Annotated in this window: 14 protein-coding genes; 13 read left to right on the top strand and 1 reads right to left on the bottom strand. The window is 56.1% G+C overall.

Annotated elements, in window-relative coordinates:
- The first annotated feature begins 51 nt into the window (after positions 1-51).
- The 3 genes from ACLCGK_RS01010 (at position 52) to ACLCGK_RS01020 (ending at position 1955) form a co-directional block, all read left to right on the top strand.
- The gene (locus ACLCGK_RS01010; RefSeq protein WP_410950907.1) at positions 52-537 is read left to right on the top strand and encodes a hypothetical protein; all 486 of its coding nucleotides are present in this window, start codon (positions 52-54) and stop codon (positions 535-537) included.
- Between the two features lie 102 nt (positions 538-639).
- On the top strand, positions 640-1467 hold the full coding sequence (locus ACLCGK_RS01015) for a hypothetical protein (RefSeq protein ID WP_410950908.1): 828 nt from the start codon (positions 640-642) through the stop codon (positions 1465-1467).
- Positions 1468-1565: 98 nt separating this feature from the next.
- Entirely contained in the window at positions 1566-1955 is a 390-nt protein-coding gene (locus tag ACLCGK_RS01020; RefSeq protein WP_410950909.1) for a hypothetical protein, read from the top strand.
- 31 nt (positions 1956-1986) lie between these two features.
- Here the strand turns inward: ACLCGK_RS01020 and ACLCGK_RS01025 are convergent, their stop codons facing one another.
- The gene (locus tag ACLCGK_RS01025) at positions 1987-3042 is read right to left on the bottom strand and encodes an RNA ligase family protein (RefSeq protein ID WP_410950910.1); all 1056 of its coding nucleotides are present in this window, start codon (positions 3040-3042) and stop codon (positions 1987-1989) included.
- 216 nt (positions 3043-3258) lie between these two features.
- Between ACLCGK_RS01025 and ACLCGK_RS01030 the strand changes: the two genes are divergently transcribed.
- From ACLCGK_RS01030 to ACLCGK_RS01075, 10 genes are all read left to right on the top strand, one after another.
- A complete protein-coding gene (locus tag ACLCGK_RS01030) occupies positions 3259-4398 on the top strand; it encodes a hypothetical protein (RefSeq protein WP_410950911.1) in 1140 nt (379 codons plus the stop codon).
- Between the two features lie 47 nt (positions 4399-4445).
- Complete coding sequence (locus ACLCGK_RS01035) at positions 4446-6047, top strand: hypothetical protein (RefSeq protein ID WP_410950912.1); 1602 nt, start codon at positions 4446-4448, stop codon at positions 6045-6047.
- Positions 6048-6050: 3 nt separating this feature from the next.
- Entirely contained in the window at positions 6051-7100 is a 1050-nt protein-coding gene (locus tag ACLCGK_RS01040; RefSeq protein WP_410950913.1) for a hypothetical protein, read from the top strand.
- 1 nt (position 7101) lies between these two features.
- A complete protein-coding gene (locus ACLCGK_RS01045) occupies positions 7102-8469 on the top strand; it encodes a hypothetical protein (RefSeq protein ID WP_410950914.1) in 1368 nt (455 codons plus the stop codon).
- Between the two features lies 1 nt (position 8470).
- A complete protein-coding gene (locus ACLCGK_RS01050) occupies positions 8471-9814 on the top strand; it encodes a hypothetical protein (RefSeq protein WP_410950915.1) in 1344 nt (447 codons plus the stop codon).
- Between the two features lie 60 nt (positions 9815-9874).
- Complete coding sequence (locus ACLCGK_RS01055; RefSeq protein ID WP_410950916.1) at positions 9875-10714, top strand: hypothetical protein; 840 nt, start codon at positions 9875-9877, stop codon at positions 10712-10714.
- Positions 10711-11901, top strand: a complete 1191-nt coding sequence (locus tag ACLCGK_RS01060) for a hypothetical protein (protein WP_410950917.1) — start codon at positions 10711-10713, stop codon at positions 11899-11901. The genes ACLCGK_RS01055 and ACLCGK_RS01060 overlap by 4 nt, the downstream gene beginning before the upstream one ends.
- Before the next feature lie 17 nt (positions 11902-11918).
- The gene (locus ACLCGK_RS01065) at positions 11919-13115 is read left to right on the top strand and encodes a hypothetical protein (protein WP_410950918.1); all 1197 of its coding nucleotides are present in this window, start codon (positions 11919-11921) and stop codon (positions 13113-13115) included.
- Positions 13116-13202: 87 nt separating this feature from the next.
- The gene (locus ACLCGK_RS01070) at positions 13203-14468 is read left to right on the top strand and encodes a hypothetical protein (RefSeq protein ID WP_410950919.1); all 1266 of its coding nucleotides are present in this window, start codon (positions 13203-13205) and stop codon (positions 14466-14468) included.
- A gap of 59 nt (positions 14469-14527) precedes the next feature.
- Positions 14528-15790 carry a hypothetical protein gene (locus ACLCGK_RS01075; protein WP_410950920.1) on the top strand — a complete coding sequence of 421 codons (1263 nt, stop codon included), beginning with the start codon at positions 14528-14530 and terminating at the stop codon, positions 15788-15790.
- Positions 15791-15793: the final 3 nt, after the last annotated feature.

The following is a 15793-nucleotide window of genomic DNA, read 5'->3' on the forward strand; positions in this document are numbered from 1 at the left end:
GAGCAGGCTTGGTTAGATTTCGCACATTCGACCCCCTTCGAGGATGATGCGATGGATGAGATCCAGGCTGTAGACAATGATCAGGTGTATTCCCTGGCGGTCAATGATCCCACCGATCTTGACAACGAAACCCTGATCATTGTGAAGTCGACCGATGAAACCATGGCCTATCACTCGCAACTGGCCCGATACCTGGCCAATCAGTGCGATCGCTTGATTCCACATTTCTACAGCGTGTGGCGCGGGGTTTCGCGGGCGAACCTGCAGATGCAGATTCAGCGAATGCGCCAAAGTGTAAAGCCACATGAAGAAGCAACCATGCAAGCCCATCTGGCAAAAAGTTTCTCACAGTGGGTGGCTGAAGCCAGGCTAAAACGCATCAAAGTGAATGGCACCTTGGTGGTGGCCATCTTCGGCATGCCTGGTATTGATGAGCCGGTATTCAATGCCGAACTGATGATCCCATTCAACAATCTGCAGATCGCCAGCGACATCGCAAACACCGAATGTGACCCCGCTTACTGCCAGGCGGCCTGATAGCGGTACCCAGCAGCGTTGTAGCGTCCACCAATCAACGCTCCGCGAGCGCCCTTTTCTCCTGTTCGGCTGATACGCTATGCTCAGCTGACAGGAGCCCCCATGAACATCGAAGAATTCATCGCCGCGCACGGTTTCAATCCCGCGAATAGCCAAGAAGTGCAGCGCCACGCTACGCGTGTCCCAATTGTCGACTTCCCCGTCTCGTGTCTAACCTCGGAGCTGGCCGCCACGTACATTGGCTTTCAGCCTGCCAATGCGGCCTTTCTGCCGCCATGGTTCATCGGCCAATCGGCCTATCTGCAGCGATTAATCGTGGAAATGGATCCCCTGCTGATTAGCCTGATTCCGGCTCGCGCCGTCGAACCCGCAAGCTACCTGGAGTTGGCACTGCGGGCAGTCACCGCCAATGCGCAAGCCATCACCCGCCTCGACCCTGACTTCATGGCACTCCATGGGACGGAACTGGTTGCACTGTATCCAGCGGCAGCGGACTTCATGCCTCGATACCTGAAAGCTTACCTGCCGGAGCGCCTGCAAACCCAGGCCTCCCTGTCTGCCGAACCTGACTGCCCTGTTGTGTTCCGTGATTTCGCCTTGAGCGAAATTTCAACCCAGGTCAAAGACCATGGTTATAGCGTGCTGATCATGCAGATCAAGGAGGGTTGGTGGCCCCGATCCTGCAATCCGATGAAGCCCAAGGATGTGGCTGACTGCTTTCGCCACCTCAAGGGCACGCCTGGCAACTTTGCGTTTCTGCTGAAGGCCTGGCTAGGCGCACAGCCTCTCAAGGACGTCTGCCAGTTCATAGAAACCGACGCGCATTTGCGGATCGCAGCGGAGGTTTTTGGCTCGCAGCAACTTGCCGAAGGATTGGCCGAATATGGCCCGCTTCTCGCAGGTTTATTGGAGCGTGACCTTGGATTGTAATTCCTAATCATGCGCCAGAAACCCTTGTATTTCTATTGATTTGTCCGCCTTGAAATACTACCCTGAAAAAACCTGAATTGAACGTCTAGGAACCTCCCATGACCTCTTGCGCCCTGAGCGATGAGCGTATCGCGTCGCTAGACTCCCTTGTAAAACTGGCGTCAGAGGGGCCTTGGGTCACCGATATAAATGATAACGGTGCAGTGTTCAATGTCTATGCAGCCGATACTGAAATGGACATCGCTATTGCCCAGCAGGTTCCCAGCGACACGAATAACGCGCAGCGCATCATCAATGCCAAGTACATTGCCGCGTTCAGCCCCAGTGTCACGCGTGTGCTCCTGGACGACAGAATGACCAACCCTCGCAGGGCCGCCCCCAAGGCCTGGGCCACCCTGAACCGGCTCATTGCAGGGCTTGTGGAGGCTGGCGTGCCTGAGTCCGAAGAACTGGCCAAGGCCTGGTATGCTGTCAACAATCCCACTTGATAGGCTAAAAAGAAGGGCCGGAAGGCCCTTTTTAAACCAGCTCATTAGGCTTGATGTCACTGTCGTACATCCAGTGCTTGCCCGTTTGAACGTGCCCTGCCCTCACAAACTTGGCGACGACATTGCGAAACTGACTCAAGTGAAATGCCTTGGCCACCCGTATCACATAGCCTTCACAGCTTTCCCGGTGTTCTTTGCTGTTGTACAGCGCCCTGATCTTCTCTTCGTCATAAATGCCTTCGTACAACACTTTGACGGGCTTGATGCCCAGCAGATCGAAATACTCAAGCGTGTCAGCCCAGCTCAGGCAATAATTCATTTCGTTCCACACATTGAAGCCGTGGAAGTAGGTGTCAAGTTTGTAGCGGATCGAGTGCTGGGCGAACAAGTTCTCCCCACAGATGCGCCAGCCCAGCGGGATGTCGTGCTTGAACCGCGCCCAGAAATTCTTGACCCAATCGCGGCTGGAGTGATGGCGCGAATCAAGCGACCTGGCATGGCAGATGTGCTGCATCAGGGTCGTATTTTCACCGTCCATTTTCTCCGTGACGACCACCCTTTTGCCGGTGAAAGCAGCCATGCTGGCGATCACGCGGTCATCATCATGAATGCCTTCTGACCAGGGTGCATGGAGGGTGCGCGGGTACTTTTGCAAATCGGTGAACTGATCCAGCACCCCAGCCTGTTTTAGAATGTGCTGGACTGCAGGGTCATAGAACAGCTCGCCTTTGCTGCGCATGCCGGTGGGCAGGTACAGGTTGCCCCAGCGGTCGAATTTTTCGTCTTCGTACCAGTCAGGCGGTACACACACCGAGTCGATACCCGCCGCCTTGCGCACGTCATCCAGGCTGATGAGTGTCATCTCGCAGTCCTGGCGATGCTGTTCACACAGCGCAGCGCCATTTTCAAGGTAGAAGCCGCCCGAAGGGAACGCTCGCTGCTCGATAATGTGATAGGCATTCACTGGCTTTTGGTGACAAAAAACACAGCAGTGGTTGTCCCGCTTCAACACGGACGAGCGAAAGCGATCCGGGGTCAGCAGTTCGGGGGTACGCCACAGTTGGCGTGGGGGAGTCTTGGTTTTCATGATATGCATTCCTTAAAAGGGTCTGAGCCCTTCCGAAATGCGAAGAGGCAGACTAGAGGATGGTGGTTAGTCTGTGGTTGAGGGTCATGGGGTGATTGATTGCGGGATTGTGGTTGATTCGGCCATTATCGCTCGGCATGGCCAAATGGTCAACGCTTTAATTGATAATTGGTAGGTAGAACAGTACTATTTCAGTCCAAGTCCAGGGAATAGACCATGAACAGCCAGGAAAAAGCCCTCACCAACCCGATGGATCTGCAGGCCTTTGATTATTACATCCAGGACATCTGCAGGTGCATCAAGGTCGATCCACAGTGGCCGGATCTGTCCGATCATCTGCGTGTGGTCAGAGGGTTGCTGAACACGGCGTTCACACAGGGCTCGGTGTACAGCCACAGTGCCTGGGTCAATGCGTTGACACCCCTCACCTCCCTGGAGGCTTCACATCGCTCAGACCAGGTGGTGCTGGCCATCGCCGAGCACCTCGGCACGACCCATGACTACAATCGCCTGGTACTCCCCTCGCTGAGCCCTGCGGGGCGCGAGCGCCTGGCTGAAATTCTGGCCTCAGATCCTCGGCAATCCATCATCTTGCCATTCCTGCACACACTCGGGAAATTCGCGGCGTGTTGCCAGGGCGCAGAAGCTTCCTTCGCCACTCTATTTGGCAAGTTCCTGGCCTTGTCGAAGGACGGAAAATTCCGCAATCAGCAAGTCAGCACGCGCCACGAGCATTGCATTGCAGCCCTCAAGGCGCTCAACAACCACCTCAGTCACTGCCCGGACAACCCGCATACCCATAATTTACTGCAGCGCAAACAGCGGTGCCTGCAACAACTGATTAATTTGCCCTGTGACATGGTGGGCGGCAAGCATGGCTGGATTGGTCTCGATTTGTTCGTCACCCTGCACAAACTGGGCATAGGCTCCATTGTTCCGGCCCATTTGAGGCCCGAAAATACAGGTAATCCGTACAATGCCATGCACCGGTTGGCGTCGATCGGCAAAGCCCCAGCCCCCACCTACTTCAACGACAAACTGGTGAGTGTGCCGGGCAATCTGACACTGGAGCACCTTTGTTACGCCATTCAAAACCCGGAGCTGGTGCTGCCTTTGGATCACCTGGTGCGCAGCGCCATCGCGTTTGACGTACTGACCGGATGGATCAAGAAAATCAACACCATGGAGCTGCCGGAGCCACATGGGCCACAACGGCTGGTCGAGGTCTTGCGCACCCTGGTGACGCACAAGCCACGGTTGGTGAGCCACATTCTGGCCGCTGATATTCGCCTGGAAGGCCTGATGGAAATTGAAACGTTGCGCGAAGCCTACCTGCAGCGTGACATTGGGCTGTAGCGCCCGTTGCTCCCGTGTTATCGTGAAAAAAATCCAGGATTGATGCGATGAAGGCCCTGTTTACCTCCCTGCCAGACGACTTGATGATTCCCGAATTTCGTGCCCGGTGCCAGGAAATCACGGCGTCCATCAATCATTTTTTGCTCAGCACCGGACAAGATCCGGATAAGTATTCGAATCTCGCTGCTTTCATGAAGAAAGTGGATCTGCCCGAGGCCTATATTGAGCAAGGCGCTGAACTGGGCTGGCCAACCTTCGACTTGAATTGCTTCGTCGAGGACGAGCACCTGGCCGCCGTGGAAGCCTTCCTGCAAGACGGTGGACGCGCCAGCGATTTCATGCGCATTTTTCACTCTGATATCGACACATTGCCCGTCATTGATCGGCTTGGCTGCGGCGGCGTTCGGGGGTTGTTCCGTAGCATGGGTCTAGTGCACGGCGCCCGCACGGTTGAATTTACCGAGGCATTTGCCAAGCGCGTGTACCAAGCCTGGTCAAAGACCAAGATACGCAAACATCTTTATGATCAATCCAATGAGAACGGCCATATGACGATGGCGGCTCTTGGCGCGGTATTCGGATCCAGACCTTACCGGGGATTCTTTACCGCCGAACAGTTCGCGGCAGTCACATCCGTCTCCACTCCACTGTTTGAAGTGAAAGATAAGGAAGCGCTGGAGGTGCTTAAGACCTCAGGTGTCGACAGAGGCACCGTGGAGCGGCTGACCAAAGAACTTACCCTCCAACACGAAATCGATGAGTTGGCGCGCCGAAGTGTCGTGGTCGACAAGGATGACACCGGGATCGTCGCCCGCATGAATGCGTCAGTCGTGGCCATGGTGCCGCTGGTGGAAATTCCGGGTCGCCAGGCGGTGGCCAGTCAGCGCACCCCCGCCGATACCTGGAACGATCTGTGGAACAGGATGAAGGGCTTACTGCGCTACCTGGTAAGTCAGGACAGCCTGGAATTTCTGGCCAAGATCATGACCCACAGTATGATCGTTGAAACCGAGCGGTTCTGGGGCCTGCGTTTTGCGGATCACGACCTGCTGGAAGAAAAGCGCCTCGAAGCCACCCGGCAATGGAAGCGCTTGTCGCCAGGGGACAGGCACGGCTGCATTGCGATGCTCGCCGTGCTGGAGCGCCAGCAGTGCATGCCCGTCAGCCGCTTTGAATCATCGCCGACCGGCTTTGCCGCCCTAAGCCGGGTGTGCCACGCCCATCCGCGTGAGCAACACACCCAGCTCAGCCGACACTGGCGTAACGGCATACCTCAGGAGCTGTGGCCGCTGGTGATCGAGCAGGCCCCGTTCATTGATCAGAAAACCCCGGCGCTGTTGCGCGGAGCCTACTTTGCGGCGTGCTTCTGGGCGCAGAAGGCAGAGATTCCACGCAGATTTTCGCTTGGCACAGAACCCCTGTACGGGCCTGAATACTTGCCGCTCAAAGCAGGCATCCAGAAATTGCGGGGTTTGACAGAGCGTGATGAGGTCAAGATCCATACCCTGCAGATGCTACATGCGCACGACCTGTTGGACGCGGCAGCGATCGAGTTCCTGCAGTGGGGCGGTGATGTGGTGGGGCAGTTGAATTTCAACGTCCCTGAAGCGGCGCGTGCCGCCATGCTCGAATTGGATATGGGGCTCTGATCGATGAGTAGCCTGCGAATAGATCGATTGATCGATGACTTCCGCCAACATTGCCATGGCCCGGCAACGCTTGATATAGACAAGCTGATGGGCCAGCTGAACGTGGAGATATCATCCTCGCCAGGGCATGATCGTGATGCCATGACGTCGACGGTAAGCGGGACTCTCGAAACAATTTTGCTGTCCATTGGCAGCCATCGATGGGAAAAGGAAGGATTCCTCAGTGATGCTACTACGGCCTATTGCGATCACTTCACTCCGTCGATCAAGCTAGTAAATGGGCTGAGGGGTCTGTCCGAAGAGCTCCTTGAGCGTATGGTCGAGGCACATTGCGTGCCGGGACTTGAGGCGGTGCGGTATGTCAATGCTGTCGCCTACTTATCACTGTTGCGTTACGAGCATTTGCCCACCCACCTGGCAGCACGGATTATTGACCACCTGGTCAACACGTGCGAGCAGGAGGATACCGTCCTGATCGATTTCCCGCTGGCCCACGTGTTGGCAAAAGCCGCCCAATACGAACACCGCGAGATTTTAATCCGGCATGAACAGGCGATTATCAGGCTTGCCAACCGCACCAGCGTTGGAGTGCGTGCGTGCACTCTGTCCTGTGGCCGAAAACTTTGGGAGTATGGCGTTTGCCGGTTCGCCGAGGAGATCTTCGCCGGCTCTGACATGATCCCTTGTGGGGAAGATCTCGTCTGGATGAGGGCGACCCTTGACCGCTCCCCCAGCGATTCGAGGCTGGAGCGCTGCTGGGCATCCGCTAGCGCCGAACCCGTTGAGGCGGTGGTGCGCTATTACCTCGAATACGGTGGCATTGAACTGCCGGCGAACGAGCCTGTGCATCAAGAGCACCTGTATCATGCCCTGAGGCTGTTTGCGGACAAGCCAGGGGTCTACACCAGCGAACGCTACATCGCGCTCCTGGATCACCTGGTGGCGCATTCAGAGGGTGTCAAACACCCAGTCTACGAGGGACTGCCCCGTAAAGTGCTGGAGCTCTCACCACTGTACATGGAACAACAACTCATGAATGACCTGGGGATCTGATATGGCCAATCAACTGCGCAGTGAAGTCCTTGCGACTGTCCGGGAGCTGTTCCGCCTTGAAGGACGTGAGAAACTTGAAACCTGCATGGCCTATTTTTCTCAGCAAATGGATCATCTGGCCAAGCTGCGCCGCTTTCGCATCATTGCCGACGCCATGAATGCCATTCAAGAGGAATTCGATAGCCTCAACAGCAAGCACAACCATGATATTCTCATTGAGCTGTTGGCCAATCAGGTGGATCTGCATCCCCAGCTGATCATGACACTATTGCACAGAAACAGTATCGCCCCGCAAGCTAGACTCAACCTGGCGAAAAACCTCGTCGACCAGGATGACTATGACACTGAGACCCTGGGTGAGTGGTTCGAAGACCGCTGGATGGATGACAACGAGGACGCCGCCATCCTGATCCTGGATGGCATCATCACCGATGATCGCAACTCTGCCATCATGGGCTGGTGCGTGAGCAGCCTGGCGGTGCACGCCTGCTATCGCGACAAGCTGGTCAAGCTGTTCAACTGGTTTGTCGTGCACGAACAGGATGTGCTCAAGCGCGACATCGACCGCGCCCTGGGCAGCGGCATGTTCATACCGGAGGCTTTTGCCATTCACGAGAAAGGCCTGGTCGACCTTGGCTTGCGCATGCTGCCCAACGCCTTGGATCAGGTCTATGGTTTTGACCTGGTTTTGTATGCAAAAATGCTCAACCGCAGCATTACTTCTTCTGAAGCGGAGAAAGCCGGTGCCGAGCCGACAATCAACTTCATTGCCACCTGGCCCCGCCCGTGCGAAGACCTGCTCGCAACCCTGAATGACAACGGCCTGGAACGACTGATGAAGAATGTCCAGGGCTGGCGCGAATCAGAAAAGCCGATCGTTCACGAGCGACTGCAGGAGCTCGTGCTGCACCTCGCGGGCAACAAGCCGGATGAATTCATCGAGCTGTGGAAGCCATTTCGTAAGTTGATAACGGACATGGGTTGTAAGCTGGACAGGCAGACCGTGCGCTCGGTTTATGAGAAAATTGGGAATATTGACAAAGTCGAACTGGAAAAGCTCTGCACGATCTTTATCTGGGCGAAAGCCGAGCGCATCAAGCTGGAGGACGCGTTGACCGGCGAATTGGCGGCCAGTCGGCTGAACAAGGCCGCCTCCACCGCAAAGGTTGGTCAGGCGGTAATGTACGCCAATGCGCGTGAACAGGGATTGCCGCTGTCAGACGGTTTCTTCACGCGAATCATGCGTGATCGCTACCCCAAATGGCCGGAAAGGGAGCAGCAGGAACTGCGCCAACAGGCGCCGACCTTTCTGCTTGAGCTGAGCGACCAGCTCCTGTCCGACAAACTCTCCAACGAATTAGGTCTCTAGCATGGACACCCATTACTACAACCACGAACTCTCCCTTATCAAGCAACTGGGGCGCGGCGGTTACTCAATTGAGTCGCAGGTCAACCACGTGATGGAGCTCCTCCAATCTCTGGACAAGTTTGCCCAAGACCGGCAGTTCTGGGTGATCGAGCAGGTCATGGCGCAGCTCAACAAGCAGTTGTACAAAGAGGGGGCTGAGGCCGATGTGGTCATGGCGCTGGCGCAGAACGTTTCGCTCAGCGTCGACAACATCTTTGGTTTCTTGAGCGACGATAAATCCCCTGAGTTGAACAACTGTCTGATCGACAACCTGTTCCGCTTCAATGCCTACACCCACGAGGATGCCCGCATTGACGACGGTCTCTGCGAGATGATCAAAAGTGACCAGCATGACGCGTCGTTGTATTTCCTCGACAATCTGCTGGAGACCGCTGACTACTGGGATCACTGGGTCTATCCCATGCGCAGGGCCATGAGCACCTGCTTTGGGGCCAACGAGCCGGGGCCCGTCATGGACTGGTTCTTGAGCAAGGAGGCCTATTTCCTCGAACTGGATTGGGCTGAACACCTGGCCGAGGATCGAAGCTTTAGCACAAGTCTGAACATGTACCAGCGCGGCATGACGACACTGGGGCTCAAATCACTGGAAAAAACCATCGGGTCGTGCGGTCAGTACGACTACCTGCAGTTCGAAAACATCGTCGGCCAGTCACGGGCAATGGCCCTGCAGTACAACCTGGGGGACTACGAGCGCCTGTGCTATGCACTGGTCACCGAGCAAGACATTGATCCTCTGCTGGAGAGGGGGCTGGATCTAAACCGTCTCCTGGATGCAGTTAGAACAGCCGAGACAGCCGGCATAAAGATCAATGCCGCCCGAGTGTCCATGATGGGCCGAATGGCGGGGCAAAGGCACCTGGATGCCAAGAAGCTGGATGGTCTTCAGGAGGGGCTAAAGCGCCACAATTACCCAATATCGAGCGAGGATATGGATCAGGCCTACCAGGCTATTGCCTACCGCTACCGGGATGCCCCGCTGGTATTTGCGACAACCTACCTCCAAGCCTTGAAGCACGACATCACCATCAATCCGGAGATTGCCCAGAACTGGCCACGGCCTTGGCGCGGATACAGGTTCGGTTGGCATGATGTGGCGTTTCTCATCGGCGCGGCAGAGCAGGGCTCACCCATGCCACGGGAAATCATCATCGAGATCATTGAAACCAATTATGGCCAATGGAGTAAAGGTGACCGCAAATTGGCATGCGCGCAATCGCCTGCCTGGATTTTGTCGGAAATTGAACACATGGCCGTTTCCAGGCTGGAAGACGAACTGGAGATCTAAGCTGGGAAGCCTTGCGGCCTGCCCCTTGGCATAACGTACACTGAATAAAAGGAGAGTTTCATGTCGACCAGCAACCCTGCCCTGCCCATTCACGCCACCCGCGATCTCGTCGATCGGTTCATCAGCATGGACACCGGGTTTGCGGCGTTCGACTTGTTCAATCAAATGGCGCAACAAGACTCGGTGCAGGGCGCTGAGGTATTGCATAACTTGTTGCAAGACCCCTTGCTGGCGCACGACAACACGAAGTACCTGTTGCGCAATTTTGATCACCTGGCCGAGCTGCTGACGCCTGAAAACCAGGGCCTCTGTGAGGTCGTCAGCGCCCATCTGGTGACAATCGGGGTATTCTTGAAAGCCGGCGACAAAACCAGTGAGCAGATCATGCGCATGCTGCCGCTGGCCAACGGGCCCTTCGACCTACTGGTAGGGTGCAGCCTCTACGGCGCAGAGCTCCAAAAGCAATATGACTCATCCGTGTTCGAAGAATTGCTGGAGGTGGCCAGCGATAAACACCTGGCCGAAATGGTTGAGCGATCCATGTTGAAAAGCGTGAGGGGTTATACCAACGAATTCCTGGATTTTGCATGCAAAGCCTACTTGTACCGACTGCCGCTGAAGCGGTTTCCAGCGGTGTTCATCCACGCTGGCAACAACACGGAGGCATCCTATGATCACCGCCTGGATGCGATGACGCGGGCGTTGGCCGCTGCACCCGCCTCTGTCCCGAGGAAGAAGCAACAGCGCTTTGTCGACCTGATGTGGTCTGTGGCCAAGGAGTTTGGTGACCAGGAAGCCGAACAGTTCAATCGCTTTGAGCGCTGCGGGATTGCCTCTGAGCTTTTTGCGTATACTCCCTCGCGACAAGAGCAGATGCTTGGAAGAGACCTCGGATTATGAAATCGCCATACACCACACAGGATCTGCAAAACGCCATCCTGGGGATTGTGGATTGCTACGGCTCCGGAAGTCCAGCGACCCTGCACGCCGGCTTCGATGACTATAGCGGCTTGGCTCAATCGATGCTGGCTCAGGGCCTTGGACATATCGTGTTTCAGGAGGCGATCTCTCTGGTCACGGTTACTGACGTGATCACCCGTCAGCTGAGCCAGTATGGCGCGAGTGAGCCATCATCGCTGATTGAGGTCATCCTCCAGCGGGCCCCCGTCACCACGGGGTTGGCCAAGGTTGTACTGCAGCACTACCCTGCTCTGACCCAACAGGTCGGCGAGGCGCTGCTAAGTGCCCCCTACGAACTGGCCAGTCAACTCGCATCCAAACGTCGAGATGCGGTGTTTGACGTGATACGCGACCTGGCCAAACAGCCGCAAGGCCAGGCAGGGCGTGTGCTGACCCAGGCTGTTATCGAGATTGGTCAGGGCTGGAACGACGGCGGTTTTGCCTATGACCTGCTGTACTGCGTTGGCCGGCTACCTCGCGAAGAAATCTCGACGGAACTCCAGCAGGCCTTGTGCGCCCGTGAGGACGACCTGCGTCAGGGGGTGGTCGAGCTGTCTCGCGTCAATCGGTTCTACGCAACGCCCCCGCTCATGCTTGGCGCCTACCGCACGGGGTCTGAGCGTTTGAAGGATGAGCTGTTCACGGCAGAGTGCTTTACCGACATTGAGCTGTACGAAATGGAGGCGATGATCCGGGAGCCCCTGCAGATCGATGAAGACCTGGCAGCCTCCTACCTGCGCCGCCCAGGCGAAACCCACACATTCATGCTGACCTTGTTTGCCGGCAATCCCAGCCTGGATCCGACCGTGGCCACGTCGCTCTACAGGCGCGCCTGGGTGGGCCAAGGGCCCAATGGCAAGGACAGCGAGGCCAACGACCCAAAAGCCTCCTTTGCGCAGCTGGTGTGCGCTTACAAGATGCTGATCAGGTTCGACCTGCTGGATGAGGATCGAATGGCCGCCATGCTCAATGACCTGTTCGACGGCTTGCCCGCCCAAGTCCTCAGCGAGGATGGTGATTACCTGCACAAGCTGCTGACCACCAACATCCAATCCAGTGTCCTGCTCAAGACCCGGTATGGCCGCGCCCACGCCGATTCGGTACTTGAGATCGACCTTGGCCTCTGACCCTCCCGGAACCTCATATGCTCGAAGAACTGCGCAACTTGACCAAGGTGCTGGCTGACATCGAAACGGCGATCGACCAGGACGCTACGCAAGCACTGGATGGCTTGTTCAAAACGTATGGTCAGTATGCGCAGATGCTGTGTGCCGAAGGCCATCACCGCCACCTGGCAGACAAGCAGCTGTCGCTGATGTCGATCAACCGCAAATGTCGCCAGCGCCTGATTCAACAGGGGAATGGGAACAAGCCACCCTTGAGCGACGCCACGATACGCCTACTCATTGCTCAGGTACCTCTGGATGCACAACTGACCCTGCAGGTGATGAAGACGTACCCTGCCTGCACTGGCCTGTTGGCGGAGCAGATCTTTATCAACCCTGGCTGGATGGCCCAGCAATTTGACGATTTCAACTCGGCGCCGGAGGAGATCGTCGCATTGCTGGTCAAGCATGACCCTGTCATCACACAGGGTATCCTGACCAGTGTGTTCGAACTGATCGACCCGCAAATGGTTGGCGTGCAGTTCGTGAAGACCATGTTCAAGGCGTTGCCAGCACTGGGCCCTATCGACTCAGAGTTTCGAGCAGCCTTCGGCGCAAAACACAAGTTGATCATCTCGACGTTAAATCACATGCTGGAGTCTGGGGGTGGGGCCAATGCCTCCATTGAGCTCATTGCTACCGTGCGTGAGCTGTGTGTGCCCGAGCTCGTCAAGGTGTTGCTGCGCAGCGAGCACCTGAAGAAGTTCCATGAAAACGAGCAGAAGCACCTGCTCAAACTCCTGAATCGTGACCTTCCCTTTGATTCAGAGGCTTTGGCCTATTGCATCCAGGTAGACCAGGGCGCCGGTAAAAATGAGCAGTCCTTCGCCACGGCCTTGTACATGGCCAATGCCCATTTGTCGATTTATGACTTATCCGAAGCCATGGTCTCGACCTGGACGAATTGGAGGGCCAACAACGGCACCCCTGAAGCTTCACTCCAAGTCATCGCAAAAACTGCCAATCTACTGCAGACGCTGGGCGTCTACGACAAGACGCGTTGCTCCGCCCTGCTGGAAGATCTGTTTGCGCAGATGCAGGCGGATCCGCGTACACAGGCGCGGGCTGGTGCCCTCTTCGCCAAACACCTGCCCAAAGAGCTGATCCTGGCGTCCAGCCTTGTCGAGCACCCGGAAGTGGCCAGGGAGCTACTGGAGTTCGACCTCGGCCTGTAGTCCAACCCGCCTGGTTCACGGTGCTCCTGATTGGCATGCTCTTGTCGCACTGGTCATAATTGAGGCAATCAGAGACGGAATGACACCATGAAAAGCAAGGCCCTTGAAGCATTCAAGCAATCGTTAAAATTTTCCAGCCAGGTCGCGGATGCACATGCCGCCCTCTGGGAAAATTATAGAAACGAGGATTTGGAAGGCGACAAGTGGACTGGCGTGCAGAACCTCATCATGCAGGTGTTGACCTCGGCAACGGATCTGATCGAAAACGATCCGAATCATAGGTCGCTGGTGGCGCGGGAATCTGAGCGGATCTATTCCATCATGGGCAGCCAGTGGGTCAAATATGACGTGCAGCAGGAGGACGGCGTAGACCGGGAATTTGCCGCAGAATTCGCAGCACTCATCTCCTGTGCCATCGATGTCATGGGCATGCCGGATTCGCTGTACGTCCACAACCTGATTGGCATTGCGCCCGCCCTTGACCAAAAAATCACCGACCACATAGTTGCCTACAACCTGACGGGGTGTGGCATCAGCATCAGTGATCGTCAGTACGAAGACGAGTACCCGGAGACCATCAACCACAACCGACTCAACAGCCTGGTTTCACGCCTATCCGAGACAGGCGGCCTGAGCCAGGCATTGGAAGTCCTGGAGGCACTGTCAGTGCTGCATGCAAGCGCCCCGGAAAGATGGCGTGGCGATGCCCTGTTTGAAATGGGGGTCACTCTTTTTCGCAGCCGACATGACCTGACCGACGCCCAGCGTGATTTCTTCTCGGACTACTTTGCCCGTCTGACGCTACCGCGTAGCGGACTGGATGATGTGCGGGGCAATTCTGAGCACCTGATCAACATGGCAAGGTCAGGGCTTGAGCATGTCGTTGAGCCTTTGCTGAGCACCATTCATGAGCGCAAAAACCAGTTCGCCATCGAGAAAGACCTGGTGTTTCTCGTCGATATTGAGCGTCACACCTCGATTGACGTTCGTCCCCTGGTGCAGCACTGGGCTAACCTCTACAACGCCTCCGACCGCGATATGCAGCCACTGCGCATCGTCCTGGGCTACCAGCTGCTAACCGCCTCCCCCACCATCGAAGAGAACCTGATTCGGTTTTCGACCAATGCTGATTACCAGCCCATCTCAGCCATGGTGGGCGCAGACCTCAGTCGAGAAATCAATCCCCGTGAATACCCCGTCAACGAGGCGCATCTCAAGGCATTGGTGGCGGAATTCATGGCCCAGCGCCCTGGCGCCATCAATGACATGTCCAGAGACCCGAACCTGCACGCCGTGGTAGTCGAATCGCCGGGCTGGCTTGCGCACCGTCTGGAGTCCGACCTGGGACTGTAGGCCAGCCCCTGGCTTTGGTCGGATCAGAAACATCGCTCATCAGTGACAAGGAAAGCCCCGTGACAGCCACCAGACAAGACGCCCTGAAGAATGCCATTGGCTTTATCACTCAGCTGGAAGCCACCAGTGCCACCTTGCAGGGTCTGAAGGAGGGCCAGGGCCTGAATCTCGTCGAGTGGGGCTGGGTGCAGCCCAGGATCATGGATCTCCTGGGGGCCGCAACTGACCTTTGTCAGGCCAAGGTATACGATCGGACATGGCTGGCAGGTTGCTCCGCGCCCTTCTACGCGGCAATCACCGGGTTGTGGCAACGCTATGCAGGTACAGTCGACGAGGTTGATGCAACCCTAAAAGCCGAGTTTGCGGCGCTGATGGTAAATGCTGTTGAGGTGTTGGGACTCCCAGCCGAAACATACGATTATGGTCTCTTGGGCCTAACCCCTGATCTAGATCGGATCATTGTCGACGAAGCGATCTTACGCCATCTGCCTGCCAAGGGGATGAGCATTCAGGGTAAGCATAACCAGTACGAAAGTGATGAAGTGCTCCATCAGCGTCAGACAGAACATCTGGTTCAGCGCCTGGCAGAAGCTAAGGCCCTTGCGCCCCTGATGGAGGTGATCGACACCATGGGCTTGCTTCATGCAAGCGCGCCAGCGAAATGGCAGGACGCCGCGTTGTTTGAGTCGGCCATCAAAATGTTCACGAACCCAGTGGCACTAGGCGATGCTCAGCGCTCGAAGGTCGAGACATTTTTCAGAACCATATGGCCAGTAGTCGACACGCACGAATTTTCAGGGGGTTCGATCAATGAATTCATCAACATGGCCAAATCTGGCCTGGTGCCACAAGCCGAAGCACTGATTGTTCGCACCCTGCCTCATTTTTCCGCCCTTTACTCCAGCAATGCCATCACGCTCTTGCCAGCCATTGAGCGTTATACCACTTTGCGCATGGCGCCCTTAATCGCGAAGATAGCTGAAGCGTACAATAACGGGGAAAACGACCGTGAAGCACTACAGGCCATCATGGGCTATCAGCTTCTGACAGCTGAGCCGACCATCCAGGAAAATCTGCTCCAATTTTCCTATGACGGGCATTTTAAGATCATCGCGCAAATCGTGGCCAATGAACGGCATGAGAAATTCGACCCTACCGAATTCAAGGTCAACGAAACTCATCTCAACGACCTGCTCGCAGAATTCATCGCTCAGCGCCCGAACGCGATCAACCAAATGGCCGATGATCCCTATCTTGGCCCGATCGTGAGAACGCTGCCGTGCTATTACGTGCACAAGCTGGAGACCGACCTGGGGCTTTGATTC

It is taken from the genome of Pseudomonas sp. S1(2024) (genome assembly GCF_046557535.1).

Coding starts and splice junctions, on each gene's coding strand:
- ACLCGK_RS01010 (WP_410950907.1), top strand. CDS start 52: ATGGATGAGATCCAGGCTGTAGACAATGATCAGGTGTATTCCCTGGCG.
- ACLCGK_RS01015 (WP_410950908.1), top strand. CDS start 640: ATGAACATCGAAGAATTCATCGCCGCGCACGGTTTCAATCCCGCGAAT.
- ACLCGK_RS01020 (WP_410950909.1), top strand. CDS start 1,566: ATGACCTCTTGCGCCCTGAGCGATGAGCGTATCGCGTCGCTAGACTCC.
- ACLCGK_RS01025 (WP_410950910.1), bottom strand. CDS start 3,042: ATGAAAACCAAGACTCCCCCACGCCAACTGTGGCGTACCCCCGAACTG.
- ACLCGK_RS01030 (WP_410950911.1), top strand. CDS start 3,259: ATGAACAGCCAGGAAAAAGCCCTCACCAACCCGATGGATCTGCAGGCC.
- ACLCGK_RS01035 (WP_410950912.1), top strand. CDS start 4,446: ATGAAGGCCCTGTTTACCTCCCTGCCAGACGACTTGATGATTCCCGAA.
- ACLCGK_RS01040 (WP_410950913.1), top strand. CDS start 6,051: ATGAGTAGCCTGCGAATAGATCGATTGATCGATGACTTCCGCCAACAT.
- ACLCGK_RS01045 (WP_410950914.1), top strand. CDS start 7,102: ATGGCCAATCAACTGCGCAGTGAAGTCCTTGCGACTGTCCGGGAGCTG.
- ACLCGK_RS01050 (WP_410950915.1), top strand. CDS start 8,471: ATGGACACCCATTACTACAACCACGAACTCTCCCTTATCAAGCAACTG.
- ACLCGK_RS01055 (WP_410950916.1), top strand. CDS start 9,875: ATGTCGACCAGCAACCCTGCCCTGCCCATTCACGCCACCCGCGATCTC.
- ACLCGK_RS01060 (WP_410950917.1), top strand. CDS start 10,711: ATGAAATCGCCATACACCACACAGGATCTGCAAAACGCCATCCTGGGG.
- ACLCGK_RS01065 (WP_410950918.1), top strand. CDS start 11,919: ATGCTCGAAGAACTGCGCAACTTGACCAAGGTGCTGGCTGACATCGAA.
- ACLCGK_RS01070 (WP_410950919.1), top strand. CDS start 13,203: ATGAAAAGCAAGGCCCTTGAAGCATTCAAGCAATCGTTAAAATTTTCC.